The organism is Streptomyces sp. NPDC044106, assembly GCF_056433985.1.
The window spans coordinates 475401-500041 of the sequence record NZ_JBWKFZ010000003.1 but is presented as its reverse complement, the minus strand read 5'-3'; the positions used below and the strand labels follow the sequence as shown (position 1 = coordinate 500041).

Genomic DNA, 24641 nt, shown 5'->3' with positions numbered 1-24641 from the left:
CCCCCGAAGTGCCTTGCCGACGACCCGTACACGAACCTGATCATGCCAAACGGAAGGCGGTTGGCCCAGGGGTGAGGACCGACCGCCTTCTGTCACGCGGCGAGTGAACGGGTGGCCGGTTCACCCGTGTTGGGGCTTTCGGCAGCGGCCCTAGAGGGGCTCAACCACCCATTCGCCCTTGCGCATCACGCCCTTGACGTCGAACGACGCGTCCAGGACCACCAGGTCCGCGTCCTTGCCGGGCTCCAGGGAGCCCACCGTGTCGTACATGCCGAGGAGCCTCGCCGGATTGGCGGAGATGGCGCGGACGGTGTCCTCGACGGACAGCCCGTCGACGGTCACCGAGCGCTTGAAGGCGCGGTCCAGGGTCAGGGTCGAGCCCGCGATCGAACCGCCCTCGACCAGCCGCGCCACGCTGTCCTTCACCTCGACCTCCAGCGGGCCGAGCATGTAGCGGCCGTCGCCGAAGCCCGCCGCGTCCATCGCGTCGGTGATGAGCGCGACACGGGCCGCGCCCGCGTGGTGGAAGGCCAGCTCGAAGGCGGCGGGGTGCAGATGGGTGCCGTCGTTGATCAGCTCGACGGTGATCCGCTCGTCCTCCAGGAGGGCGGTGATCGGGCCGGGGTCCCGGTGGCCGAGGGGCGGCATGGCGTTGAAGAGGTGCGTCGCGACGGTGGCGCCCGCGTCGATGGCCTCCACCGTCTGCTCGTACGTCGCGTCCGTGTGGCCGATGGCGGCGATGACGCCGTGCTCGGCGAGGAGACGTACGGATTCGATGCCGCCCGGCAGCTCGGTGGCGAGCGTGCACATCTTCGCCCGGCCGCGGGCCGCGTCGATCAGCTTGCGGACGTCGGCGGGGTCGGGGTGCCTGAGCAGGCCCTCGCTGTGGGCGCCCTTGCGGCACGGGGAGATGAAGGGGCCCTCGAAGTGGATGCCGGCGATGTCGCCCTGCTCGGCGAGTTCGGAGAGCAGGGCGGCGCGCTCGGCGAGGAAGTCCATCTCGCCGGTGACGGTGGAGGCGACGACGGTGGTGGTGCCGTGCAGGCGGTGCGTGTGGACGCCCTTGAGGACGTCCTCGACGGTGCCGGAGGTGAAGGAGGCGCCGCCGCCGCCGTGGTTGTGGATGTCGACGAAGCCGGGGACCACCCAGTGGCCGGTGAGGTCGAGGGTCTCGGCGTGCGCAGGGGCGCTTCCGCTGATGCGGGTGCCGTCGACGATCACTCGGCCGTTGGTGAGGGTTCCGGTGGGCAGTACCACCTGGGCACCGGCGAGAACCTTGCTCTTGCTAGTGGCCATCAGGTGGTTACCTCCGTGGGGTCGGTGTCGGTGTCGTGATGGGGGTTGGGGTCTCGGTCGGGGTGTGGGGTGGCGGGTGTTCGGTCGAGGAGGTCCCAGGCGAGCAGGCCCGCGCCCAGGCACCCGGCGGTGTCGCCGAGGGCCGCGGGGACGATGTCCGGCAGCGTCTGGAACTGGACGACGCGGGCGGTGACGGCGGCCCGCAGCGGCGTGAACAACGTTTCCCCGGCCTCGGCCAGACCGCCACCGATGATCAGGGTCTGCGGGTCCAGCAGAGTGAGGGCGGTGAGCAGGCCGTCGGCGAGGGCGTCGACCGCGTTCCGCCAGACCTCCTGGGCCCTCGGGTCGCCGGACTCCACGGCCTTCGCGCAGTCCGCGGCGTCCGCCTGCGGGTCGCCGCTCGCCTCGGCCCACGCCTCGCTCACCGCGGACGCGGAGGCGAGCCGCTCCAGGCAGCCGCGCTGGCCGCAGCCGCAGGGCGGGCCGCCGGGGCGTACGACGATGTGGCCGATCTCGCCGGCCGAGCCGTGGGCGCCGGGTTCGATGGCGCCGCCGATGCCGATCGCGCCGGCGATGCCGGTGCCCAGCGGTACGAACAGGAACCGGTCGGCGCCCTTGCCCGCGCCGATGCGGCCCTCGGCGAGGCCGCCCGTGCGGACATCGTGGCCGAGGGCCACGGGGACGCCTTCCAGGCGGGTGCTGAGGAGGTCCCTCAGAGGGACGTCGCTCCAGCCGAGGTTGGCCGCGTACACGGCTGTGCCGCGCTCGGCGTCGACGATGCCGGGGACGGCTACTCCCGCCGCGGCGGCGGGTTCGCCGAAGTGGGCGATGCCGTGGGCCCGCAGGTCCTCGGCGAAGCCGAGGATGCCCTCCACGACGGCGTCGGCGCCCCGTTCGCGTCCGGTGGGCCTGCGCGCCTCGTGCAGCAGGGTGCCGTCCGCCCCTACCAGGGCGGCCTTCATTCCGGTGCCGCCCACATCGAGGGCGATGACGTGTCTCACGGGGGACAGTCTCGCGCGTCACCCCGTGAGAGGTCTAGTCCACTTTGGGGTCGGCGTGGTGCGGGTGGGGGTTTTTGGTGGGAGTGTCCTGGGGTGGGGGCGGCGACGCGGGCGGGGGGAAACGAGCCCCGCCCCCGTCCAAGGCGCCCCGCCGGCACCTAGAGCCTGTCTTTGAACCCCCGTCGTCCGCGCGAAGCGCGGGCGCAGCGGCGGTCCGTGCGCCGAGGGCGCGTGCCGGGCGTCGGGGCGCAGACGGGGGTTCAAAGACAGGCCCTAGCTCAGAATCACGCTCCGCGTAAGGTTCCGCGGCCGGTCCGGGTCGAAGCCGCGGGACTCCGCGAGGGCCACCGCCAGGCGCTGGGCGCGGACGAGGTCGGCCAGGGGGTCCTCCTCCTCGCGGGCGACCAGCTCGCCGCCGACGCGGGACACGTCACCCGCGAGGCCGTCCGGCAGTGTGCCGAACATCCACGTCACCCGGCCGGGGCCGGTGATGGAGATCGGGCCGTGGCGGTACTCCATCGCCGGGTACGACTCCGTCCACGCGCCCGCCGCCTCCCGCATCTTCAGCGCCGCTTCGAGCGCCAGCCCGTACGTCCAGCCCCGCCCCAGGAACGTCCACTGCTCGGCGCCAAGGACCGGCGCCGGCAGCGGCTCGGTCACCGCGAGTTCCGCGTCGAGGGCCGCCTCGTCCACCGTCTTGAGGCCGGGGACGGCGCCGAGCCCGGCCCGCAGGAAGGCGAGGGCCGTCGTCGCGAAGCGGGTCTGGACGACCGACTCCTCGTCGGCCCAGTCCAGGACGGCGACGGTGTCCGCCGCGTCCATGACCGGGGTCTTCGGGTCGGCGGTCAGCGCGAGCGTCGCGACCTTGCCCTTCAGCCGGTTCAGGAGCTCCAGGACCTCCGTCGTCGTACCGGAGCGGGTGATGGCGACGACCCGGTCGTACGTCCGTCCGGCCGGGAACTCCGAGGACGCGAAGGCGTCCGTCTCGCCGAGACCCGCCGCCTCGCGCAGGGCCGCGTACGCGATGGCCATGAACCACGACGTCCCGCATCCGGTGACGGCGACCCGCTCACCCGGCTTCGGCAAACCCTCGAAGGAGGCGGCCGCCTCCACCGCCCGTCGCCAGCAAGCGGGCTGGGTGGCTATCTCTGCTGCGGTACGCGACATGCGCCAAGGCTCCTCGGTCAGTGCGGGACTGGTGCGGGGTTTCCGGTGTGCTGTGCAGGAACGTGCTGTGCAGGAACGTGCTGTGCAGGGACGTGCTGTGCAGGAACGTCACGTGCATAGCAGCAGCCCGACCGGCCCGGCAATGGCGGCCCGCCGAGCCGGGGCCGCTGTGGCCCCTGGGACCGCCGTTGCACAAGTGATATCCGGGTGGTGTAGACCTTGTGTCCGGACTCGGGGGAAACTCGCAGTTCAAGGGCATTGGGGCGCAGAGCGCCCCGGAACGCGGAAGCGATGAGGGTGGGACAGCTGTGCAGCGGCGCGTGACAGGACTGACCGCGGCGGTGGCCGCACTTGGCATGGCGGGTGTACTCGCCGGCTGTGGCGGTCCCGGCGACTCCGGCGACGTCACCCTCAAGCTGGTGGCCGCCGACTACGGCGACTCCGCGGCGAACAGTTCCAAGAAGTACTGGGACAAGCTGGCCAGGGGATTCGAGAAGGAGAACCCCGGCATCAAGATCGACGTGACCGTCCACTCCTGGAACGACGTGGACCGCGAGGTCAAGGAGATGGTCAAGAAGGGCGACGCCCCCGACCTGGCGCAGATCGGCGCGTACGCCGACTACGCCGCGCAGGGCAAGCTCTACGAGGCCGACGAGCTCCTCTCGATCGCCACCCAGGCCGACTTCCTGGCCCCGCTCTCCCGGGCCGGCGAGGTCAACCGCATCCAGTACGGCATGCCGTTCGCCTCCTCCACCCGCCTGCTCTTCTACAACACCAAGCTCTTCAAGGACGCCCACCTCACCCCGCCGCAGAGCTGGAGCGAGCTGCAGGCGGACGCGAAGGCCCTGAAGGCGCGCGGCGTGAAGATCCCGTACGCGCTGCCGCTCGGCCCCGAGGAGGCGCCCGCCGAGACGCTGATGTGGATGCTCAGCGGCGGCGGCGGTTACACCGACAACGTCGGCTCGTACGACGTCGACTCCAAGCAGAACGCGAAGACGTTCACCTGGCTCAGGGACAACCTCGTCGGACAGGGACTGACCGGCCCGACCGCGCCCGGCGAGATGAACCGCGCCGAGGCCTTCGCGGCGTTCTCGCGTGGCGAGGTCGGCATGCTCAACGGCCACCCGACGCTGATGAAGATGGCCGCCAAGAAGGGCGTGAAGTTCGGCATGGTGCCGGCGCCCGGCATCAACGGCAAGGCGCAGGCCACGATGGGCGTCGCCGACTGGATGATGGCGTTCAAGCAGAACGGCCACCGCAAGGAGGCCGGCAAGTTCCTCGACTACGTCTACAGCAAGAAGAACGTGCTCGACTTCTCGAACGAGTACGACATCCTGCCGGTGACGACCTCCGCCTCGCAGGCGATGGCCGAGGACCGCGGCCACACCGAGCTCGGCAAGTTCCTCGACGAGCTTCCGACCTCGCAGCTCTACCCGGTGGGCAAGACGTCCTGGGCGCAGGTCTCCGCGGACATCAAGAAGGAGATCGGCAAGACGGTCGAGAAGGGCAGCAGCCCCGACTCGGTCCTCAAGCGCATCCAGAACCGCGCGGTGACCGAGGAGAACGCCGAGTAGGGCGACGGCAGGAGCAGGCGTAGGGCTAGCGTGTCGGTATGAGCGACCAGGGCGATCAGGGCGACCAGAGTGCTCAGGACCCGCAGGGTTCACGGGATCCGCAGGGTTCACAGGACCCGCAGGACCCGGGGGGCCCATCCGCCCTCTCCGCGCGCGACCGGGCCGTCCTCGCCCTGGAGCGGCGCTCGTGGCCCGGTCCCGGCGCCAAGGAGCGCGCCATCCGCGAGGAGCTCGGCATGGTGCCGGTCCGCTACTACCAGCTCCTGAACGCCCTGCTCGACGACGCCCGCGCGCTCGCCCACGACCCGATTACGGTCAATCGGCTGCGTCGCGTGCGGGAGTCACGGCGCGACGAGCGCTGACCCGGTTAAGGTCGGGCCCATGGGTGACCCTACGTACACGCAGCCCGACAGGCCCGGACGTCCCGGCCTGCCCGAGCCCGTGACGCCCGCAGGGCGCGACGGTCTCGCCGCCCTCCTCGCCCGGCCCGGACGGGCCGTCGTGGCGCTCGACTTCGACGGCACGCTCGCGCCGATCGTGTCCGACCCCGAACAGGCCCGCGCCCACCCCGGCGCCGTGCCCGCGCTCGCCGCGCTCGCCCCGCGCCTGCGGTCGGTCGCCGTGGTCACGGGCCGCCCGGCGGGTGTCGCGGTCCGCTACGGCGGCTTCGCGGGCGCGGCGGGTCTTGAGCACCTCGTCGTCCTCGGGCACTACGGCGCCGAGCGCTGGGACGCCGTCACCGGCACGGTGCACGCCGCCGAACCGCACCCCGGCGTCGCGGCCGTCCGCGCCGAGCTGCCCGGGTTCCTCGACGCGATCGGCGCCTGGCGCGGCACCTGGATAGAGGAGAAGGGCCGGGCCGTCGCGGTCCACACGCGCCGGGCCGCGGACCCGCAGGCCGCCTACGAGACGCTGCGCGAGCCGCTCGCCGAGCTCGCGGGGCGGCACGGCTTGATCGTCGAGCCGGGCCGGATGGTCCTCGAACTGCGGCCGCCCGGCATGGACAAGGGCGTGGCCCTGGAGGAGTACCTGCGCGAGGTGGGGGCCGAGTCCGTCCTCTACGCGGGCGACGACCTCGGCGACCTGCCCGCCTTCGGCGCGGTGGAGAAGCTCCGCTCGGACGGTGTCGCGGGCCTGCTCGTGTGCAGCGGCAGCGCGGAGGTCGAGGAGCTGACGGGCCGGGCCGACCTGGTGGTGGACGGCCCGGCGGGGGTCGTGGAGCTGCTCTCGTCGATCGCGGCGGCCGTCGGCGGCTGAGCGCCGTCCGGTCGCGGGCCGAGCGTCAGCCCGTGAGCGCCCGCAGCTGGTCCAGGAACCACTGGGCCGGCGGCAGCGCCGTGGCCGCCGACGCCAGGCGCTTGGTGCGCTCGGCCCGCTCCTCGGGGGCCATGGTGAGCGCCGTGTGCAGGGCCTGTGCCGTGCCCGTCACGTCGTAGGGGTTGACCGTGATCGCGTCCTCGCCCAGCTCCTCGTGGGCGCCGGCCTCCCGCGAGAGCACCAGCGCGCAGCCCTCGTCCGAGACCACCGGGACCTCCTTGGCGACGAGGTTCATGCCGTCGCGGATGGGGTTGACCAGGGCCACGTCCGCCATGCGGTAGGCGGCGAGGGAGCGCGCGAAGTCGTCGTCGACGTGCAGCAGGACGGGGGTCCAGCCGGGCGTCCCGTACGCGGAGTTGATCGACTCTGCGACCCGGGAGACCTCCGCGGTGTAGTCGCGGTAGACCGAGAGGTCCTGCCGTGAGGGGTAGGCGAAGGCGACGTGCACGACGCGCTCGCGCCACTCGGGGTGGGTGTCGAGCAGCTCGCGGTAGGCCAGCAGGCCCCGCACGATGTTCTTGGACAGCTCCGTCCTGTCCACCCGGACGATCAGCTTCCGGTTCTCGCCGTCCTGCTCGCCCGCCTGCTCCCGCAGCGTCCGCATCCGCTCCTCGACGTCGTCCCGCCGCGAGCGCTCCCGCAGGAAGTCCGCGTCGGCGCCGAGCCCGTGCACCCCGATCCGGGTCCCCGAGGTCCCGCCGACGATCCGCACGCAGCACTCGGTGAACGCGTCGGCCCACCGCCCGGTCAGGAAGCCGAGCCGGTCCGCGCCGAGCATCCCGCGCAGCACCTGCTCCGCCACGTCGTCAGGCAGCATCCTGAAGTAGTCCACGGGCGCCCACGGCGTGTGCGAGAAGTGGCCGATGCGCACGTCGTCGCGCAGCTCCCGCAGCATGCCCGGCACCAGCGTCAGGTGGTAGTCCTGCACCAGGACCGCCGCCCCCGGCGCCGCCTCCGCGGCCAGCGCCTCGGCGAACGCGCGGTTGTACGCCTCGTACGCCGCCCACTGCGCGCGGAACTCCGGCCCGAAGGCCGGCTCCAGCGGGGTCTGGTAGAGCATGTGGTGGACGAACCACAGCACCGAGTTCGCGATGCCGTTGTACGCGTCCGCGTGGACCCGCGCGTCGATGTCCAGCATCCGTACGCCGGGCTCCCCGACGCCGCGCCGCACCGCCTCGCGGTCGCCGTCGCCGAGCGCCGCGCACACCCACAGGGCGTCCGCGTCGCCGCCGATGGCGCTGAGCCCGGAGACCAGGCCGCCGCCGCCGCGTCTGGCGCTCAGCTCCCCGTTCTCCTCGACGGTGTACGAGACGGGGCCGCGGTTGGACGCGACCAGTACCTGCGCTGCTGCTGTGGATGCGGACTCGGAGACCATGTGGCAACACGTAGCCCGTCCAGGGGCCGGGCAAACGTACGACCGGACTCCGCGTGGCGCCCGGCTGGAATGTGTTCCGTGCCCGGTGGGGGCGGGATCATGCGGGCCGGGCGGTTCACCGGCCACCGCGGTCACGCCACGCGTCGGTGCGCGTACTCCGCGACGTCCGTCATCGGCGGCCTCTCCTCGGTGTCGACCGCGTACGTCCGCGGGACGAAGCCGTGCTCGCCCCGCTCGAACTGCGTCAGTTCGGGACGTACGAGATGGCCGCGCGCGAGCCGCAGCTGCGCCGTGCGGTAGATGGCCGCCGCCATCCGGCCGAGCGCCTGCCCGTCCTGATGGCGGTGCCTGCGCACCCCCACGTCGACCTGCGCGAGTGCGTCCAGGCCCACGGTGTGCAGCGCGTCGACGAGCAGCCCCAGCTCCACGCCGTACCCGACGGGGAACGGCAGCCGCTCGAGGAGCGACCTGCGCGCCGCGTACTCGCCGCCCAGCGGCTGGACGAACCCCGCGAGGCGCGGCCAGTGCATGTTCAGGAGCGGGCGCGCCATCAGCTCCGTCACCCGGCCGCCCTGGCCCGCGGCCTCGCCCAGCGGACGGTCGTACATCGCCTTCACGAAGGCCACGTCGGGGTCGGTGAGCAGCGGGCCCACTATCCCCGAGACGAAGTCCGCGGAGAACTCCCGCAGATCCGCGTCGACGAACGCGACGACGTCCCCGCTCGTCACGAGCAGCGAGCGCCACAGCACCTCGCCCTTGCCGGGTACGGCCGCGACACGCGGCAGGATCTCGTCGCGGTGCACGACCTTGGCGCCCGCCGCCGCCGCGACCTCGGCCGTACGGTCCGTCGAGCCGGAGTCGATCACCACGAGCTCGTCGACCAGCGGGGCCCGCTCCATCAGGGCGCGGCGGATCTCGGCGACGATCTCGCCGACCGTCCCCTCCTCGTCGAGCGCGGGCAGCACGACACTCACCGAGGTGCCCGAGGCACGTTTGGCGGCGGTCAGAAGGTCCAGCGGACGATCGGCGACGGACCAGGAACGCCTGCTCAGCCAGTGCTCGGCCTCTTCCAGCACGGTCGCGGTCCTCCCATATGTGATCCATCTCGCGGTTCGGACGACTATCTCAAGGGTCCGGGGCTTCGGTTACAGTCTTGAACAACGCCGGAGACCATCGCATGCCGGGGTCACCACGGCGTTGAGATCAACAATCGAATACCGCTCATCCAGAGGGGCAGAGGGATACGGCCCGTTGAAGCCCCGGCAACCATCCAGTCGGTCTCGTACGTCATCGTCGCGAGGCTCCCGGCTAGGGAAGGTGCCAATTCCGTCTCGCGGCGAAATGCGTCGCGAGGAAGATGAGGAGAAAGGGCCTCGCCTCCATGGCTGTGCAGACCGTCGCCACCGAAAGCACCACCTCTCCCGTAGACCTCGGTCCCGCCTCGGGCCTCTCCTGCCGGGAATGCGGCACCAGGTTCCCGCTCGGTCCGATCTTCGCCTGCGTCGAGTGTTTCGGCCCCCTCGAAGTCGCGTACGACCTGCCCCTCGGCGACCCGGAAGCCCTGCGCAAGCGGATCGAGGCCGGCCCCGCCAACATCTGGCGCTACGCCCCGCTCCTCCCCGTCCCCGCCGACGTGGCCGACAAGCCGAACCTGAACCCCGGCTGGACCAAGCTCGTCAAGGCCGACAACCTCGCCGCCGAACTCGGCGTCCAGCAGGGCAAGTTGTTCGTCAAGGACGACTCCGGCAACCCCACGCACTCCTTCAAGGACCGCGTCGTGGCCCAGGCCCTCGAAGCGGCGCGCGCCTTCGGCTTCACCACCCTCTCCTGCTCCTCCACCGGCAACCTCGCGGGCGCCGTCGGCGCCGCCGCCGCCCGCGCCGGCTTCCGCTCCTGCGTCTTCATCCCGCACGACCTGGAGCAGGGCAAGGTCGTCATGGCCGCGGTCTACGGCGGTGAGCTCGTCGGCATCGAGGGCAACTACGACGACGTCAACCGCTTCTGCTCCGAGCTCATCGGCGACCCGCTGGGCGAGGGCTGGGGCTTCGTCAACGTCAACCTGCGGCCGTACTACGGCGAGGGTTCCAAGACCCTCGCGTACGAGATCTGCGAGCAGCTCGGCTGGGAGCTGCCCGACCAGCTCGTCATCCCGATCGCGTCGGGATCGCAGCTCACGAAGATCGACAAGGGGCTCAAGGAGCTCATCGCGCTCGGCCTCGTCGCCGACAAGCCGTACAAGATCTTCGGTGCTCAGGCGGAGGGCTGTTCGCCGGTGTCGGCGGCGTTCAAGGCGGGCCACGATGTCGTACGCCCCCAGAAGCCGAACACCATCGCCAAGTCGCTTGCCATCGGCAACCCCGCCGACGGGCCGTACGTCCTGGACATCGCGCGCCGCACGGGCGGGGCGGTGGAGGACGTGAACGACGAGCAGGTCGTCGACGCGATCAAGCTTCTCGCCCGCACGGAAGGGATCTTCGCGGAGACCGCGGGCGGGGTGACGGTGGGCGTCACGAAGAAGCTCGTCGAGGCGGGCCTCATCGATCCCTCGCTGACCACGGTGGTCCTCAACACGGGTGATGGCCTCAAGACGCTTGACGCGGTCGCCGATACGTCGCAGGCCACCGCCACGATCAAGCCGAGCCTTGAGGCGTTTCGCTCCGCGGGGCTCGCCGGCTAGTCGCCGTAGGGCCTGATCGGCGTCGTCGACCGCCGGTCGTGGTCCGTCCTCGCGCAGTTCCCCGCGCCCCTTCCAGGGGCGCCCCGCCCCCGTACTTCTGAGGTGAACCCATGAGCGTCAACGTCCGTATCCCCACCATCCTTCGTACCTACACCGGCGGGCAGGCCGAGGTTGCCGCCGAGGGGGCGAATCTCGGGGAGGTCATCGCCGATCTGGAGAAGAAGCACAGCGGCATCGCGGCCCGCGTCCTGGACGACCAGGGCAAGCTGCGCCGCTTCGTGAACGTGTACGTCAACGACGACGACGTCCGCTTTGAACAGGGCCTGGAGACGGCCACCCCGGACGGCGCGGGCGTCTCGATCATTCCGGCCGTCGCCGGCGGCTGATCCTTTTCCGCAAGAAGCCTGCGTAACCCGAATTGCCCTCTCCGCCGAGAAACGGAGGGGGCAATTCTGCATGGTTGAGCGCGGTACAGTTGGGAAGAGTGCTTCGCCGTTAATGCCGTGTGCATATACGAAGTCGGCCCGGGCCGACAAGAAGTAGCCAAAGAGCGCTGCCCATGTGAACCTTATGCGGCTTTCGTATGGCCCGACTTGCCCTGAATCCTGGCGAATTCTCCGCATATTACCGTTCGGGCGTGCCCAGAATTCTCGTCCGATTGACCTGTTGCAGACGGCAGTTGGACAGATACATTCAGCGGCGGTCGACGCGTTCCGGCGCACACCCCCAGGCATTGGGGGGTGAGGTCTGACCCGGGTCCGCGAAGTGCGGTCCTGTGCAAGGGCCAGTAATAGGGGAGTTAGGCATGGCTCAGGGCACCGTCAAGTGGTTCAACGCGGAGAAGGGGTACGGCTTCATCGCGGTCGACGGTGGTGCGGATGTTTTCGTCCACTACAGCGCGATCCAGATGGACGGGTACCGCACCCTTGAAGAAGGTCAGCGAGTCGAGTTCGAGATCTCGCAGGGCCAGAAGGGTCCGCAGGCGGACATGGTCAAGCTCGCCGTCTAGCTCGGCGCGACCGACCACCGAAGCAAGCATCGCGAGGGGCTCGTATCCCAACAGGGGTACGGGCCCCTCGTGTGTGCGGGGCGCGCCCGGCGCGCGCCCGGCGGCGGGGCGGGGATCCTTGAGAGGCGCTTGCACTCGCAGGGGTCGAGTGCTAATCATTGGGCTTAGCACTCTACGAGTGAGAGTGACAGAACTTGGGTCGGGTCAGCGAGGCCCGCGAGCCGCGTGGGGCAAGGAACCACACGGCACGCAGGCCGTCCGTCGCGGGCGCGGGCACGATCCGTTTGCGTTTCCACCCCGTCCGGGAGGACCACTTCACATGGCCAAGATCATCGCGTTCGACGAGGAGGCACGGCGCGGCCTCGAGCGCGGCATGAACCAGCTCGCCGACGCCGTCAAGGTGACCCTGGGCCCCAAGGGTCGCAACGTCGTCCTCGAGAAGAAGTGGGGCGCCCCCACGATCACCAACGATGGTGTTTCCATCGCCAAGGAGATCGAGCTCGAGGACCCGTACGAGAAGATCGGCGCCGAGCTGGTCAAGGAGGTCGCGAAGAAGACGGACGACGTCGCCGGTGACGGCACGACGACCGCGACCGTCCTGGCCCAGGCCCTGGTGCGCGAGGGTCTGCGCAACGTGGCCGCCGGCGCCAACCCGATGGCCCTCAAGCGCGGCATCGAGAAGGCCGTCGAGGCTGTCTCCGGCGCCCTGCTCGAGCAGGCCAAGGACGTGGAGACCAAGGAGCAGATCGCTTCGACGGCCTCCATCTCCGCCGCCGACACCCAGATCGGCGAGCTCATCGCCGAGGCGATGGACAAGGTCGGCAAGGAAGGCGTCATCACCGTCGAGGAGTCGCAGACCTTCGGTCTGGAGCTTGAGCTCACCGAGGGCATGCGTTTCGACAAGGGCTACATCTCGGCGTACTTCGCCACCGACATGGAGCGTATGGAGGCGTCGCTCGACGACCCGTACATCCTGATCGTCAACTCCAAGATCTCGAACGTGAAGGACCTCCTTCCGCTCCTCGAGAAGGTCATGCAGTCCGGCAAGCCGCTGCTGATCATCGCCGAGGACGTCGAGGGCGAGGCCCTGTCGACCCTGGTCGTCAACAAGATCCGTGGCACCTTCAAGTCCGTCGCCGTCAAGGCCCCGGGCTTCGGTGACCGCCGCAAGGCCATGCTCGGCGACATCGCCATCCTCACCGGTGGCACCGTCATCTCCGAGGAGGTCGGCCTCAAGCTGGAGAACGCCGGTCTCGACCTGCTCGGCCGCGCCCGCAAGGTCGTCATCACCAAGGACGAGACGACCATCGTCGACGGCTCCGGTGAGAGCGACCAGGTCCAGGGGCGCGTCAACCAGATCCGCGCCGAGATCGAGAACTCGGACAGCGACTACGACCGCGAGAAGCTGCAGGAGCGCCTGGCGAAGCTCGCCGGCGGTGTTGCGGTCATCAAGGCCGGTGCCGCGACCGAGGTCGAGCTCAAGGAGCGCAAGCACCGCATCGAGGACGCCGTCCGCAACGCGAAGGCGGCCGTCGAAGAGGGCATCGTCGCCGGTGGTGGCGTCGCCCTCCTCCAGGCCACTTCGGTCTTCGAGAAGCTGGACCTGCAGGGTGACGAGGCGACCGGCGCCAACGCCGTGAAGCTCGCCCTGGAGGCCCCGCTCAAGCAGATCGCCGTCAACGGCGGTCTCGAGGGTGGCGTCGTCGTCGAGAAGGTGCGCAACCTGACCGTCGGCCACGGCCTGAACGCCGCGACCGGTGAGTACGTCGACATGATCGCCGAGGGCATCCTCGACCCGGCGAAGGTGACGCGCTCTGCCCTGCAGAACGCCGCCTCCATCGCCGCGCTGTTCCTCACCACCGAGGCCGTCATCGCCGACAAGCCGGAGAAGGCGGGCGCTGCCCCGGCCGGCGGCGGCATGCCGGGCGGTGACATGGACTTCTGATCGACCTCTGGTTGATCACTGTCCTTCACGTACCGAGGGCGGCACTCCTTCTCACGAAGGGGTGCCGCCCTCGGGCGTTTCCCGCTCCTACGGCAGACGGTCCAGGATCCAGGTGCAGAGTTCTTCCGTCACCAGGGTGTGCGGCTCGTTCCGCGACGCGCAGAGGAATTCGTCCAGCTCGCTCTCCTCCTCGGCGGAGGCGGTGACCGGGGAGTACAGCTTCTCGTGGGTGTCGATGTCGCGCAGGGCGATCGCGCTGACCACGGGCACGAAGCAGTGCTCGCGGATGTCCGCCTCGGAGCCGAACCCGATGATCGCCGGGATCTTGTCCAGCTCGTCGGCGAGGATGCCGAAGCCCTCCAGGGTGCCGCCGGGGGCGCCGTCCGTCTCGGGCAGGCCGGAGGTGCGGATCTGCGGCTTGCGCAGGGTCACCACCCGCAGTTGCGCGACGAGTTGGTTCTCGCCCGCGGACTGCGTGTGCAGGCGGGTGCCGGTGATGGCGAGGCCCTTGCCGCGGAACGCCTTCTCGCCGCCGCGGATGCCGTTGCCCTCGCCCGTGCGCACGCCGTTGGCGACGCCGATCGTGTGGGGCTGCCGGGGCCAGCCGCCGACGCGGTCCAGCTCGGCGAGGAACTCCACCCGCTCCTTGTCCGTCTCCGGGGTGTCGTCCCACTCGGCGATGTGCCGGCACAGGAGCTGGCGGGCGGCCGGGCTGTTCATCTGGTTCGAGAACGCCGCGTTGAGACGCCGGATGTAGTGCGCGAACGACTGCAGCGCGATGGGGATCCAGGCGCCGCGGTGCGGGCTGTCGTACGAGAAGTAGAGGGCCGTCTGGTGGTTCTCGCCGTCGTGCTCCATCTTGGCGAGCGCGTACCGCGTGACGAGACCGCCCATGCTGAACCCGCCGACCGTCAGCGGCCGGTCGCCCCGGCGCCGCGCGATCGCCTCGAAGATGGCGGACCGTGCGACCTGCGCGTTCTCCAGGATGGACGCGCTGCGCTCGTCGAAACCGAGCAGGACGACGTCGTAGCCGCGTCGGCGCAGCTCGCTGACGAACGGGTACGGGCCGCGCTCCAGGATCTCCCACGAGAAGTCCAGCTCGCTGGGCCCGCTGTTGAACCCGTCGCCGAGGATGACGGGGCGGGTCAGCCCCTGGGCGGGGTCGGCCAGGTACACCCAGGCCCTGCCGTTCGGCAGCGTCCACTCGTCATCCGGCTCCGGCGCGGCCGCGGGGGCCTCCCTGGCCTCCCTCGGGCCGGGGGCCAGGGTGATGCGGGCGGCGACCCCGAAGGCTTCGGCGATCTGCGGGTCGGCGGGCTCATGCGGTTCGTTCGACGCGTTGGGATCGGTGGGCTTGCTCATGAGGGTCCCCTCCGGTTGTGCGCTTCGATGGCGTACGCGTACGGGTAGGGGCATGCGTGGCCGTGCCCCGGTTACGTGCGGTGCCATCTTTGGTACGTGCGGTAGTCGCCGGGTAGGGGGAGTCCCCGATTCGGACGGGCGCGGGGGTCCTTTCGGACAGGGCGGGTTCGGCCGTTTACGGGTGGGGCGATTGGGGTTCGGCGGCCTGGCCAGGGGTGTGCGGGGGCTGTTGGCGGGTGCGGGCGCTACGGGTGCTGGCGCGTCGGCCAACCTGGCGTCCTTGTCTCTCGCGAGGCCCGCCTCGAACCGGGGGAACTATGTCGTGAAGTGGAGGGGGCGGGGGGTGGGTCTTGGGCGGCGTCTTTGGTGGGCCGGTGCCTTTGGGGGTGGGCGGGGCCGTCCGGGGTTTTGCGGAGTGTGGCGGTTCCGGGCCGGGAGTAAAGGGCGCTCCGCTGCGCTGCGCGTCGGCTGCGCCGATTCCGCTGCGCTCCACCCTTGACTCCCGTCCCTCCACCGCACGTTGACTGTGACCCGGACGCCCAGGGGTGGGGCCGCCGGGGGGGCGTGGGATGGGTCATTCCCTTTCGCCGCCGGGTGCGGCCCGGTCCAACGCGAGCCGACGTCACGGTCGGGGCGCGGCTGCCCCTGCGGCCTAGCCGCTCGGGCCATCCCTTTGCGCTGCCGGGTGCGGCCCGGTCCAACGCGAGTCGACGTCACGGTCCGGGCTCGGCTGCCCCTGCCGCCTCGCCGCTCGGGTCATCAGCCTTCACGGCCGGGTGCGGACCGGCCCATCGTGAGTCACCGTCACGCGCCCGGGGTGCTGCCGAACACTCGGGTCGCCGCCCGGTCCGGCATCTACTTTGGGAAAGTTGCGAATCCATCCGCCGCGCGCCCCCCTGTCACGCCCCGCACGCCCCGCCCGTCTCGGATACGCGACCTATCGCCCGGGGGGGGGGCATCAACTTTCGCTAAGTTGCGAAGCGGTCCATCGCGCGCCCTCCTGCCACGCCTCGCGCGCTGCCTCATGCGCCTCGGCAGACTCCCATCCGGGGCGGCGCATTGGGAGTGAGGAGGGGGCGCGCGGCGACTCCATTCGCAACTTTCCCAAAGTAGGTGCCCCGGAGCGGCAGGCGACCGCCCGGCGATGAATGGTCTGACCGAGCGCGACCCTGGCGCCCGCCCACGATGGGCCGATCCGCACCCGGCAGCGCGAGGGGATGGCCCGAGCGGCGACGCCGCAGGGGCAGCCGAGCCGGGAACGTAGCGTGCGCTCGCGTTGGACCGGGCCGCACCCGGCAGCGCAAAGGGATGGCCCAAGCGGCGACGCCGCCTGGCCGACCCAGCCGGGGCCGTAGCGTGCGCTCGCGTTGAGCCGGGCCGCACCCGGCAGCGATGGCTGATGGCCCGAGCGGCTGGGCCGCTGGGGCAGCCGAGCCCGGACCGTAACGTCGGCTCGCGTTGGACCGGGCCGCACCCGGCGGCGAAAGGGAATGACCCATCCCACGCCCCCCGGCGGCCCCACCCCTGGGCGTCCGGGTCAAAGCCAACGTGCGGTGGAGGGACGGGAGTCAAGGGTGGAGCGCAGCGGAATCGGCGCAGCCGACGCGCAGCGCAGCGGAGCGCCCTTTACTCCCGGCCCGGAACCGCCACACTCCGCAAAACCCCGGACGGCCCCGGTGACCATCAACGTTCCCGGCCCACCGAAGCCCCCGGCTTGCTTGATGCGCGTCACGAAAGCGGACCAGCTCGCGGCGCAGTTGGCCGATGAATGAGCCACTGACAAGGAGCTGAACTGAACCGACAGGTCCAGGCCCGGCCCGGTGAGCGGGATCATCCAGGTTCACAGGCCGCGGTACACGTCCCGGCGATTGCCGACGTGGACGACGAGGATGACCAGGACGTCGTTCCGGATTTCGTAGACGATGCGGAAGCTGCCGACACGGAGGCGATATAGACCGTCGTGCCCGGCGAGCTTCGTGGTGTCGGCGTCGTCGCGGTGCGGGTCCTCGCCCAGCGAGGTGAGGGCGGTGAGGATGCGCATGGCGTCCTGCCGGTCGATGGACCGGAGCTGGCGCTGCGCGTGCGTGGTGAAGCGGAAGGCGTACTTCACGCGGCGTCGCCCGCGGTGGTGGCGCCGTGGTCCTTGCCGTCGCCTTCGAAGAGGTCCGCCAGGAGTTCTGCCATGCCGACGGTGGGATCGTCACGGTGGCGTTCGGCCTCACGTGCCGCGAGTTCGTCGGCCGCTTCGTCCAGCGCGTCCAGTACCTCTATGGGCACCAGGGCGGCGACACGCTTCCCCTTGCGGGTCAGTACGGTCACCTCCCCCGCCTCGGCCTTGTCGACGACCTCGGCGAGGTGGGCGCGGGCTTCCCGGATGGTGACGTACTCACTCATACCTCAAGCGTACACACCGGTGTGTACACGTGCGGGGCTGGTCGCCGGGGGTCTACTCGGCGGGGGGCCGGGTGGCGGCGTGGTCGAGGGCCGCGCGGAGGTGGCCGTCCGAGGAGGTGAGCAGGTCGGCGGCGGTGGGGCCGTCGACCCGGCCGAGGATGGTGAGGATGGCGTTCTTCACCTCTCCGTCGGTGGCGGCGAGGGCGGCCTCGATCTCGTCGTCCGCGGCGCCGGTGGCGAGGGCGACGATGCGGCGGGAGCGGGCGCGCAGCTTGTCGTTGGACGCGCGCACGTCCACCATCAGGTTCCCGTACGTCTTGCCGAGCCGGATCATGGTGATCGTCGACAGCATGTTGAGGACGAGTTTCTGGGCCGTGCCCGCCTTGAGGCGGGTGGAGCCGGTGAGGAGTTCGGGGCCGACGACGACCTCGATGCCGTGTTCGGCGGCGGCGGCGAGCGCGCTGTCCGCGTTGCAGGAGAGGCCGATGGTGAGCGCGCCGTACCGCTCGCGGGCGTGCTCGACGGCGCCGATCGCGTACGGGGTGCGTCCGGAGGCGGAGATGCCGACGACGACGTCGTCCGCGGTGAGGTCCAGGCCGTCCAGATCCGCCGCCGCCAGCTCCTTGCTGTCCTCGGCGCCCTCGACCGCCTTGACCATGGCGCTCGGGCCGCCCGCGATGAGGCCGAGGACCTCGCTCGGGTCGGTGTTGAAGGTGGGCGGGCACTCGGAGGCGTCGAGCACCCCGAGCCGTCCCGCGGTGCCCGCGCCCGCGTAGACGAGCCGGCCGCCGCGGGCCATGCGCTCGGCGGTGCCGTCGATGGCGACGGCGATGGCGGGGAGCTGTTCGGCGACGGCGGCGGGGACGGTGGCGTCCTCGCCGTTCATGATCCGGGCGATCTCCAGGGTGGGCAGCCGGTCGATCTCGGAGAGCTCGGGCCGGAACGCCTCGGTGGTGAGGGTGGCGAGCTGGGCGCGCAGCTCTCCGTAGGTGGCGTTGTGGTTGTCGTCCTGGTGGGAGGGGGTTGCGTCGGGGGCGTCAGGGGCGTCGGTGGTGGAGGTCATGGCGTCTGCGGCTCTTCCGTGTCTCTCGTGGCCAAGGGGGGGCGACGCGGGGTCGGGCGGCTGGCGGTCGGTGGTTCGGTGGTTCGACGGTTCGGTGGCCGGTTCAGCGGTTGCGGTTGCCGTTGCTGTTGCCGCGCGGGCTGTGGCGGTGGGCGAGCGCTTCGTAGGAGGCGGCGAGCGCGGGCGCCGCCGTCTCGTACGTCCGCTGGGCGACGCCCACGAACAGGCAGTCCACGACGAGGAGTTGACTCGTGCGGGACGACATCGCGGCGGGCCTCAGCTCGCTCTCGCGGGCCGTGGACGTGGTCAGTATGTGATCGGCGTACTGGGAGACGGCGGCGCCGGGCCGGCCGGTGACGGCGATGGTCGTCGCGCCGTGCTCGAAGGCGACGCGGAGGGGTTCGATCACGTCGCCCGTGGACCCGGAGTGGGTGATGGCGATGGCGACATCCTTCGCGCGGAGCGTCACCGCGTTGGTGACGGCGAGGTGCGGGTCGGAGTGCGCGTGCGCGATGTGCCCGATGCGCAGGAGCTTCTGGGCGAGGTCCTGGGCGACGAGCCCCGACGCGGCGACGCCGTAGATCTCCACGCGGCGGGCGGTGGCGAGCGCGGCGACGGCGGCGCCGAGCTGCACGGTGTCGAGTCCGGCGGCGGTGTCGGCGAGGGTCTGCTGCTCGTCGCGGGCGAGCTTGGCGACGACGTCCGCGATGGGGTCGTCGACGGCGATGTCCGCGGTGACGGCGGGCGCGCGGCCCGACTGCTGCTGGGCGGCGAGTCCGGCGAGGGCGAGGCGCAGGTCACGGTAGCCGGGATAGCCGAGGAGGCGGGCGGTGCGGACCACCGTCGCCTCACTGGTGCCGGTGAGCTCGGCGAGGCCGGTGACCGTGAGGGCGGCGCATCCGGCGGGATCACCGGCGACGGCCTCGGCGACCCGCTGCATGGAGCGGGTCATCGACGGCGCCAGCGTCCGCACCTTCGCCGCGAGGGCGGCGGGGGCGGGCGGCGCGACGTCCGCGAAAATTTCCTTCACGCTATGGGTCACGCCTGAAAGGTATTTTCGGACTGTTGACCGGTCAAGACCCCGAAGGCCGCGGGCTCCGTCCTGTCGGCGCGTTGTCGCGGTCGCCGCGTACCGGGTGACAATGGGCTGCATGGACGCGATCGACCCCTTGGAGCAGGCGTTGCACGCCGCCCGCGCACTCGTCCTCGCCGACCTCGTCGCCCGTGAGGTCGCCGAGGCCGAGGTCGTCTCGATGGTCGAGGAGGCGGTGGCGCACCGCCGCTGGTGGGTCGAGCAGTGGCCGGAGGGCGTCGCGTACGTCGCGGGCCTCATCGCCCAGGACGTCCAGGACGCGCTCCTGGAACGCTACGGACGGTGGCCGCTGTGCCCCGTGTGCGGCTCGGGAGACCCCCACGCGCTGGACGTGGAGCCGGAGCTGGGGGCCGATCCGCACTGGGTGTGCGGCAAGGCGGGGGTCGTGGTGGCGCCGGTGGGCGGTCTGACGGCATGACGCTCTACATAGACCCGCCGACGTGGCCGGGCCACGGCCGCATGTGGTCCCACCTGGTCAGCGACGTGTCGTACGAGGAACTCCACGCCTTCGCGGCCACCCTCGGCTGCCCGCCCCGCGCCTTCGACAGCGACCACTACGACGTGCCCTCGGAGCGGTACGCGGACGCGGTACGGGCGGGCGCCGTGGAGATCGGCTCGAAGGAACTGGTGCGCAGGCTCACGGGGGCGGGCCTGCGACGGCCCAAGGGACGCCCGGCGTAGCGGTTCCGGGTGCCGGGCCCTCCGGTGGGGCGAACCAGCCCTCCGCTTCGTGGCGCAGGCCGAGGGCGGTGGCCCCGCGGGCGACCTCGTGGAACGGGAGTAAGAGCCGGGCGGCGACGGTCACCAGGGTGGTGAGGGTGAGCGGAGGGTGGTCCTCGTCGCCCAGCGCCAGGTCCGGGGTGCCGCTCTCGAGGGACCGGGTCAGGCTCCACTCGGCGTCGCGGGCGCGGCTCCACTCCGGTGTGCCGGGGGCCAGCTCGTAGCCGAGGCCGTGCAGGGCCCGCGTCATGTCGTCGATATCCGCGTACTGGCCGGTGTGCAGGGCGATGGCGTACTGGTCGGGGAGGGATACCGGGCCGTGGCGGTCCGGGTCGGGTACGCCGTACCCGTAGCGCACGACGCTGATGTCCTCGGGCCGCAGCGAGGCGAGCACCGCCGCATCGGGCGCGCAGGTGAACCCCAGAGCCGTCAACCGCTCGGCTGCCTCGGCCAGCGAGACATCGGCTTCCTGTGCCACCTCCGCGATGTCGGGCAGCGACAGGGGTGGCTCCTCACGGCCGACACCCGCCAGCGGACCGAGGAACTCGATGTCGCTCTTGGACAGCCCCTCCTCGGCCGGCCGGGGAGGAGAGACCTCGAAGCCGAGCGTCCGCAGCCGGTCCGCCGCGCTCTCCAGCGACCCGAACCGACCGGCGACAGCCACCACATAGGCCCACGGCACGGGGCTGTACGGGGAGGGCTGCGTTCCCTCGTAGTCCATGAGCGACCGGTCGTCGTCGGTCAGCTCGGTCTCCGGGGCATCGACGCCGAATCCGAGGCCGGCAAGGAGTTCGGCGGTCTGCCGGATGGAGAGGCCGGAGCCGTAGGCAACGACCGCCAGTTCGGCGGACGAGACTCGGTGCGGTGCGCCTGAGGGCGGGGGTTCGGAGCGCGCCGACCACCAGTACCGGACCACCGCCCGATCCTCATCGCTCCAGGTCTTCCGGACGGGGACGTCCGAGGGCACGGTGAAGCCCAGCTCCCGCAGCCGCTCGACGGCCTGCTGGGTCGGCCAGTCGGCGCGTACCGCGCTGACACACACCTGCGCGGTGGTGAGCGTCGACCCCGGCGCCAGCCAGTGGCCGAAGGGGGCGGTGGCCAGCAGAGGGAGGTCCGCCCGGCGGACGGCCGAGCATCCGTGGAGAGGTTCGACGCGGTAACCGAGAGCGGTGAGACGGGCTGTCACCTCCGCGGCGGGCAGTTCGGTGTGCGCGACGCGCCGGAAGATGTCGTCGGCCGTGAACGTGGTGTTCGCATCCCACCAGGAGAACAGCAGCCTGAGGCTGGGCGCGCCGGTCCGGACCAGGGTCGGCGACGGGTGTATCCCGGACCTGTTCGAGCCCTGCTGCCAGGCGGCGAAGTCATCGTCCCAGCGCTCGAACCTGCCGTCCCTGCTCAGCAGCGCCACGTCCGACGGGCGGGCACACGGATCCGGCATGTCCGGGATCTCACCGGTGAGCGGCACGCCGAGACCCGCCCGGTACAGCGCCGCCAGACGCCAACGCAGCACAGGCGATGGCACGTTGGACAAGTACGACGCCGCCCCCGGGGAGGCCTGCCCGGTGAAGTCGCCGGTGACCAGGGGGAGCAGTGCCGCGTCGGGCGGGAAGAAGCCGACCGCGCCGAAGGGCAGGACGATCTCGTCGGTCATCTTCCACGGCACGTCCGCCTGCCGGGCGTGATCGGCGACGCAGTCGGCCAGGTCCACGGACAATTCGCAGAGCCGGGTGAGCCAGGACACCGTCGGCAGGGGGCGCGGAGAGGTGAAGAGGCTGGGCACGGCCGTGATGACACGTTCCTTGACGTGCTCCCAGTCGAATCCTTGGATGCTGGAGCGGCTGACGCTCAGCTCGGGCTGCCGCTCCCCGTACAGGTTCAGTACAAAGCCGTGCGGCTCGGCGTAGTTGCGCATGGCGGCCCACAGGCCGTCCGCGAGGAGCCAGCCCCGGCCGTCCACCCACCACAGATCGGGATCGGACGACGGCAGGACGGTGCTGCAGCGCCTGCTCGCCGGAACGCTCTCCCGCGGTGACCTCTGGACCATCTCCACCCCCACGAACGAGGGCTCGCCCGGCACCCACTCATGGCGGCGCGCCCCGTGCTCGGCCGTCGTGCGGTAGGGGGCGACCCAGAGCACCTGTTGCAGCACGTCCACGCAGGAGACCGGCCTGCTGTGCCGGGTCAGCAGCAGCCGGACCGTCGTGCCGCACTCCGTTCCCGGCCCCAGGTCCTCGACCCGGAAGAGATTGCCCGGCCCGGCGATCGACACCTGCAGCAGCCGCCCGGGGCGGCCGTCCCTGCCCAGCCGGCACGTGCGTACGACGATCTCGTCGGCCAGCATGAAATAGCTCAGCACCCCGATGCCGAAGCGGGAGTTGGGATACAGCTCGATCCTCGGCTCGGGCAGCTCTGCCCAGGCCGCCTGCTCCTCGATGTACTCGGGGAGGTCGACGAAGCGGGCGCCGCCCTGGGAGAAGACATCGCGCAGCTCCCGTACGCCCATGCCGATGCCGTTGTCGCGGCATTCCAGGTAGGGGCGGCCGTCGTCGTCCCCCACGCCCTGGACGAATTCGATCCGTCCCTCCCATGGCGCGGTCGGGCGCTCGGTGCGGCGCAGGAACTCGCGGCGACGGTCCGCGTAGCGCACCGCGTCCAGCGCGTTCTGGTAGATCTCACGGACCGCCAAGTCGCGTTCTCCGTACAGCTCCTCGCCCATCAGCAGCTCCTGGACCCGGTCCTCCGCGAGCTGGAAACGGATGCCGTCGGCGAGCTGTTCCGGTGTGTTGCCGCCCAGGCGCACGCGCGAACCGTCCGCATAGGGAGGCAGGCCGCCCAGTGCCATCAGCGTCGGGTTCTTCGCGCTGTTGATGTCGCGGAGCAGACCGTCCACCCGCGACGCGTGCTCGCGCAGAGCGATCTGCACTGCCGGGTGCCCGCACACCGCGTTCAGGGAGCGGCCCGTGCCCGACGTGCGCCAGTCCGAGGAGCGCACCGTGGTCAGCAGTTCGTCGAGGTCCACGCTGTCGGAGATGCCGAGGTGCTCCACGACGATCTCGGGCAGGTCGACGGGGTCCACCGCCATCGCGTACGCCGCTTTGGTGAGCGCCGCGACCACCGGCTCGCGCACCTCGTGCTCGTCGGCGGCGCTCGCGGCGACCGTGTCGTGGTCGTGGAGGCCGTCACCGCGCGAGGTGGCGAAGGGTGTCGCGCGATGCTCCTGGAGGAAGCGCATCAACCGCTTCTCGGAGAGCGCCTCGGTCACCCAGCGGGGGTGGTCGCAGGTGTGCGCCGGGCCGCCGACGAGTGCCTTCAGGGATTCGGCGGCGTACACCTCGGGCTGCTGGATCAGCCAGCGGTGGAAGAGCCACCAGCGGATGCGTTCCACCGAGCCGTCGGCGGGCTTCGCCTGCTCCAGGGCGCGCAGCCTGCGCTTGATCCGGGGAAAGCCCTGCGCGAATTTGCGGAAGCGGTCGCGGTCCGGGTCCGCGCCCCGTCCGTCCTCCGCCAGGACGCCTCGGCGGCGGTCCGCCTCCTGTGCCCAGAAGGTCTGCTCGACCAGGGGCAGCAGGACGGCGAGGGCGGCCTCGGTCGGCGACAGCTCCACGTCGTCCCTGAGCCGGTGGGTCAGGAAGCCGAGGCGTTCATGGGCGCGCTGGGCCAGGGCGGCGTCGTGCCACGGGTCGCCGCACAACGCCGCCGCGGCCGTCTCGTAACCGGCGGCGAGGCGGCTCGCGAGAGCGCCGCAGAGCTCGTGCAGGGCGTCCCGCGCCGGGCCGGGGCGCGTTCGCTGCCAGACGGGGTGCTTGGCGACCGAGCGGACCCACGGGTGGGCCTCGGTGTGCCGGTCGGGGCCCGGCAGCAGCGGGAAGTTCCGCTCGGTGGCGCCGATCTCACAGACCACCTTGATCTGCTGGGGCGTGCGGTCCCGCTTGTACGCGGCGTGCAGGGTGTCCAGGCGGCGCTGGGTCTCCTCGAAGAACTCCTGGAGGTCCATCGCGTGCGGCCGTTGTCCGGCCACGTCCGAGACGGCGCGCGAGAAGAGGCTGAACGACTCGCCGGGCGGGATACCGGTCTCGGATTCGGGGGCCGGTGACTCCGACTCCTGGACGAACAGGGCCTGTTGAGCCGCGGAGCAGGCGTAGACGTACGCGACCCTGCGGCGCAGCGAGTCGGACACCTGCCGCTTGGACCAGCGCTGGATGCCCGGCGCGACCGCCTTGGTATCCCGCTGGATGCCCTCGCGGCACGCGTCCACGAGGAAGACGACGTGCCCCGCGCGCGACTCCTCCAGCTCTTTGCGCCAGTCGATCTCGATGCACGAGTCGGCGAACGGGTCGACGTCGAACGTCGCGTCCTCGGGAATCAGATAGTCCTGGCCCTCGAAGTGGTGGCCGTGCCCGCTGAGCAGGATCAGCAGCGTGTCGTCCGGCTTGGCGTCCCGCAAGAAGCCGCGGACCTGGGCGTTGACGACGCTGGGGATGATGCCCCGCTTGTTCTCGACGATCTCCACCGAACGGAAACCGCGGTCGGTGAGGACGTCACGCATCCGCACCAGGTCGTCCTGGATGAAGGGCAGGCTGTTGATGCGCGGCTCGTCGTAGTCGCTCGCCCCGATCAGCAGGGCCCTGTGCTGCGCCACGGTCGCGGG

Annotated in this window: 20 protein-coding genes and 1 riboswitch; of the genes, 9 read left to right on the top strand and 11 right to left on the bottom strand. The window is 71.2% G+C overall.

Going from position 1 to position 24641, the window contains the following annotated elements; all coding sequences use genetic code 11:
* Positions 1-150: 150 nt before the first annotated feature.
* The 3 genes from nagA to AC07DI_RS07355 all read right to left on the bottom strand — a co-directional run bounded on the left by nagA (position 151) and on the right by AC07DI_RS07355 (position 3464).
* Complete coding sequence (gene nagA, locus AC07DI_RS07365) at positions 151-1296, bottom strand: N-acetylglucosamine-6-phosphate deacetylase (RefSeq protein WP_384256837.1); 1146 nt, start codon at positions 1294-1296, stop codon at positions 151-153.
* The gene (locus AC07DI_RS07360) at positions 1296-2297 is read right to left on the bottom strand and encodes an ROK family protein (RefSeq protein ID WP_478902799.1); all 1002 of its coding nucleotides are present in this window, start codon (positions 2295-2297) and stop codon (positions 1296-1298) included. The genes nagA and AC07DI_RS07360 overlap by 1 nt, the downstream gene beginning before the upstream one ends.
* Before the next feature lie 273 nt (positions 2298-2570).
* Entirely contained in the window at positions 2571-3464 is an 894-nt protein-coding gene (locus AC07DI_RS07355) for an SIS domain-containing protein (protein WP_478902797.1), read from the bottom strand.
* A gap of 308 nt (positions 3465-3772) precedes the next feature.
* Between AC07DI_RS07355 and AC07DI_RS07350 the strand changes: the two genes are divergently transcribed.
* The 3 genes from AC07DI_RS07350 to otsB are packed head-to-tail and all read left to right on the top strand — an operon-like array spanning position 3773 to position 6295.
* Entirely contained in the window at positions 3773-5038 is a 1266-nt protein-coding gene (locus AC07DI_RS07350; RefSeq protein ID WP_478902796.1) for an ABC transporter substrate-binding protein, read from the top strand.
* A 38-nt stretch (positions 5039-5076) separates the two neighbouring features.
* Entirely contained in the window at positions 5077-5400 is a 324-nt protein-coding gene (locus AC07DI_RS07345) for a DUF3263 domain-containing protein (protein ID WP_478902794.1), read from the top strand.
* A gap of 19 nt (positions 5401-5419) precedes the next feature.
* Complete coding sequence (gene otsB, locus AC07DI_RS07340) at positions 5420-6295, top strand: trehalose-phosphatase (RefSeq protein WP_384256847.1); 876 nt, start codon at positions 5420-5422, stop codon at positions 6293-6295.
* 25 nt (positions 6296-6320) lie between these two features.
* Here otsB and AC07DI_RS07335 read toward each other — a convergent pair whose 3' ends face one another.
* On the bottom strand, positions 6321-7730 hold the full coding sequence (locus tag AC07DI_RS07335; protein ID WP_478902792.1) for an alpha,alpha-trehalose-phosphate synthase (UDP-forming): 1410 nt from the start codon (positions 7728-7730) through the stop codon (positions 6321-6323).
* A 131-nt stretch (positions 7731-7861) separates the two neighbouring features.
* On the bottom strand, positions 7862-8806 hold the full coding sequence (locus AC07DI_RS07330) for a glucosyl-3-phosphoglycerate synthase (RefSeq protein WP_384256851.1): 945 nt from the start codon (positions 8804-8806) through the stop codon (positions 7862-7864).
* A gap of 142 nt (positions 8807-8948) precedes the next feature.
* A riboswitch (SAM riboswitch) is annotated at positions 8949-9094 on the top strand.
* A 17-nt stretch (positions 9095-9111) separates the two neighbouring features.
* Between AC07DI_RS07330 and thrC the strand changes: the two genes are divergently transcribed.
* The 4 genes from thrC (at position 9112) to groL (ending at position 13361) form a co-directional block, all read left to right on the top strand.
* A complete protein-coding gene (gene thrC, locus AC07DI_RS07325) occupies positions 9112-10407 on the top strand; it encodes a threonine synthase (RefSeq protein ID WP_478902790.1) in 1296 nt (431 codons plus the stop codon).
* A 110-nt stretch (positions 10408-10517) separates the two neighbouring features.
* Positions 10518-10793 (top strand): MoaD/ThiS family protein, encoded by a 276-nt coding sequence (locus AC07DI_RS07320; RefSeq protein WP_478902789.1) that lies wholly within the window; start codon positions 10518-10520, stop codon positions 10791-10793.
* Between the two features lie 419 nt (positions 10794-11212).
* Complete coding sequence (locus tag AC07DI_RS07315; RefSeq protein WP_005315736.1) at positions 11213-11416, top strand: cold-shock protein; 204 nt, start codon at positions 11213-11215, stop codon at positions 11414-11416.
* Between the two features lie 319 nt (positions 11417-11735).
* On the top strand, positions 11736-13361 hold the full coding sequence (gene groL, locus AC07DI_RS07310) for a chaperonin GroEL (RefSeq protein WP_384256858.1): 1626 nt from the start codon (positions 11736-11738) through the stop codon (positions 13359-13361).
* A gap of 87 nt (positions 13362-13448) precedes the next feature.
* On the opposite strand, the gene AC07DI_RS07305 is transcribed toward groL, so the two are convergent.
* The 5 genes from AC07DI_RS07305 to AC07DI_RS07285 form a co-directional block, all read right to left on the bottom strand.
* Positions 13449-14723: an esterase/lipase family protein gene (locus tag AC07DI_RS07305; protein WP_478902788.1), complete on the bottom strand. Its 1275-nt coding sequence runs from the start codon at positions 14721-14723 to the stop codon at positions 13449-13451.
* Positions 14724-16563: 1840 nt separating this feature from the next.
* A complete protein-coding gene (locus AC07DI_RS07300; RefSeq protein WP_478902786.1) occupies positions 16564-16833 on the bottom strand; it encodes a type II toxin-antitoxin system RelE family toxin in 270 nt (89 codons plus the stop codon).
* Positions 16830-17117: a type II toxin-antitoxin system Phd/YefM family antitoxin gene (locus AC07DI_RS07295; protein WP_478902784.1), complete on the bottom strand. Its 288-nt coding sequence runs from the start codon at positions 17115-17117 to the stop codon at positions 16830-16832. The genes AC07DI_RS07300 and AC07DI_RS07295 overlap by 4 nt, the downstream gene beginning before the upstream one ends.
* Before the next feature lie 52 nt (positions 17118-17169).
* On the bottom strand, positions 17170-18180 hold the full coding sequence (gene murQ, locus AC07DI_RS07290; protein ID WP_478902783.1) for an N-acetylmuramic acid 6-phosphate etherase: 1011 nt from the start codon (positions 18178-18180) through the stop codon (positions 17170-17172).
* 103 nt (positions 18181-18283) lie between these two features.
* Positions 18284-19222, bottom strand: a complete 939-nt coding sequence (locus AC07DI_RS07285) for a MurR/RpiR family transcriptional regulator (protein WP_384256869.1) — start codon at positions 19220-19222, stop codon at positions 18284-18286.
* Between the two features lie 109 nt (positions 19223-19331).
* Between AC07DI_RS07285 and AC07DI_RS07280 the strand changes: the two genes are divergently transcribed.
* Together AC07DI_RS07280 and AC07DI_RS07275 are read left to right on the top strand one after the other, a co-directional pair.
* Positions 19332-19691, top strand: a complete 360-nt coding sequence (locus AC07DI_RS07280; RefSeq protein WP_478902782.1) for a hypothetical protein — start codon at positions 19332-19334, stop codon at positions 19689-19691.
* Positions 19688-19954, top strand: coding sequence for a DUF4031 domain-containing protein (locus AC07DI_RS07275; protein ID WP_478902780.1), 267 nt, complete (start codon positions 19688-19690; stop codon positions 19952-19954). Before AC07DI_RS07280 ends, AC07DI_RS07275 begins: the two co-directional genes overlap by 4 nt.
* Here the strand turns inward: AC07DI_RS07275 and AC07DI_RS07270 are convergent.
* Positions 19911-24632, bottom strand: a complete 4722-nt coding sequence (locus AC07DI_RS07270) for an HD domain-containing protein (RefSeq protein WP_478902779.1) — start codon at positions 24630-24632, stop codon at positions 19911-19913. The genes AC07DI_RS07275 and AC07DI_RS07270 overlap by 44 nt on opposite strands.
* Positions 24633-24641 lie beyond the last annotated feature (9 nt).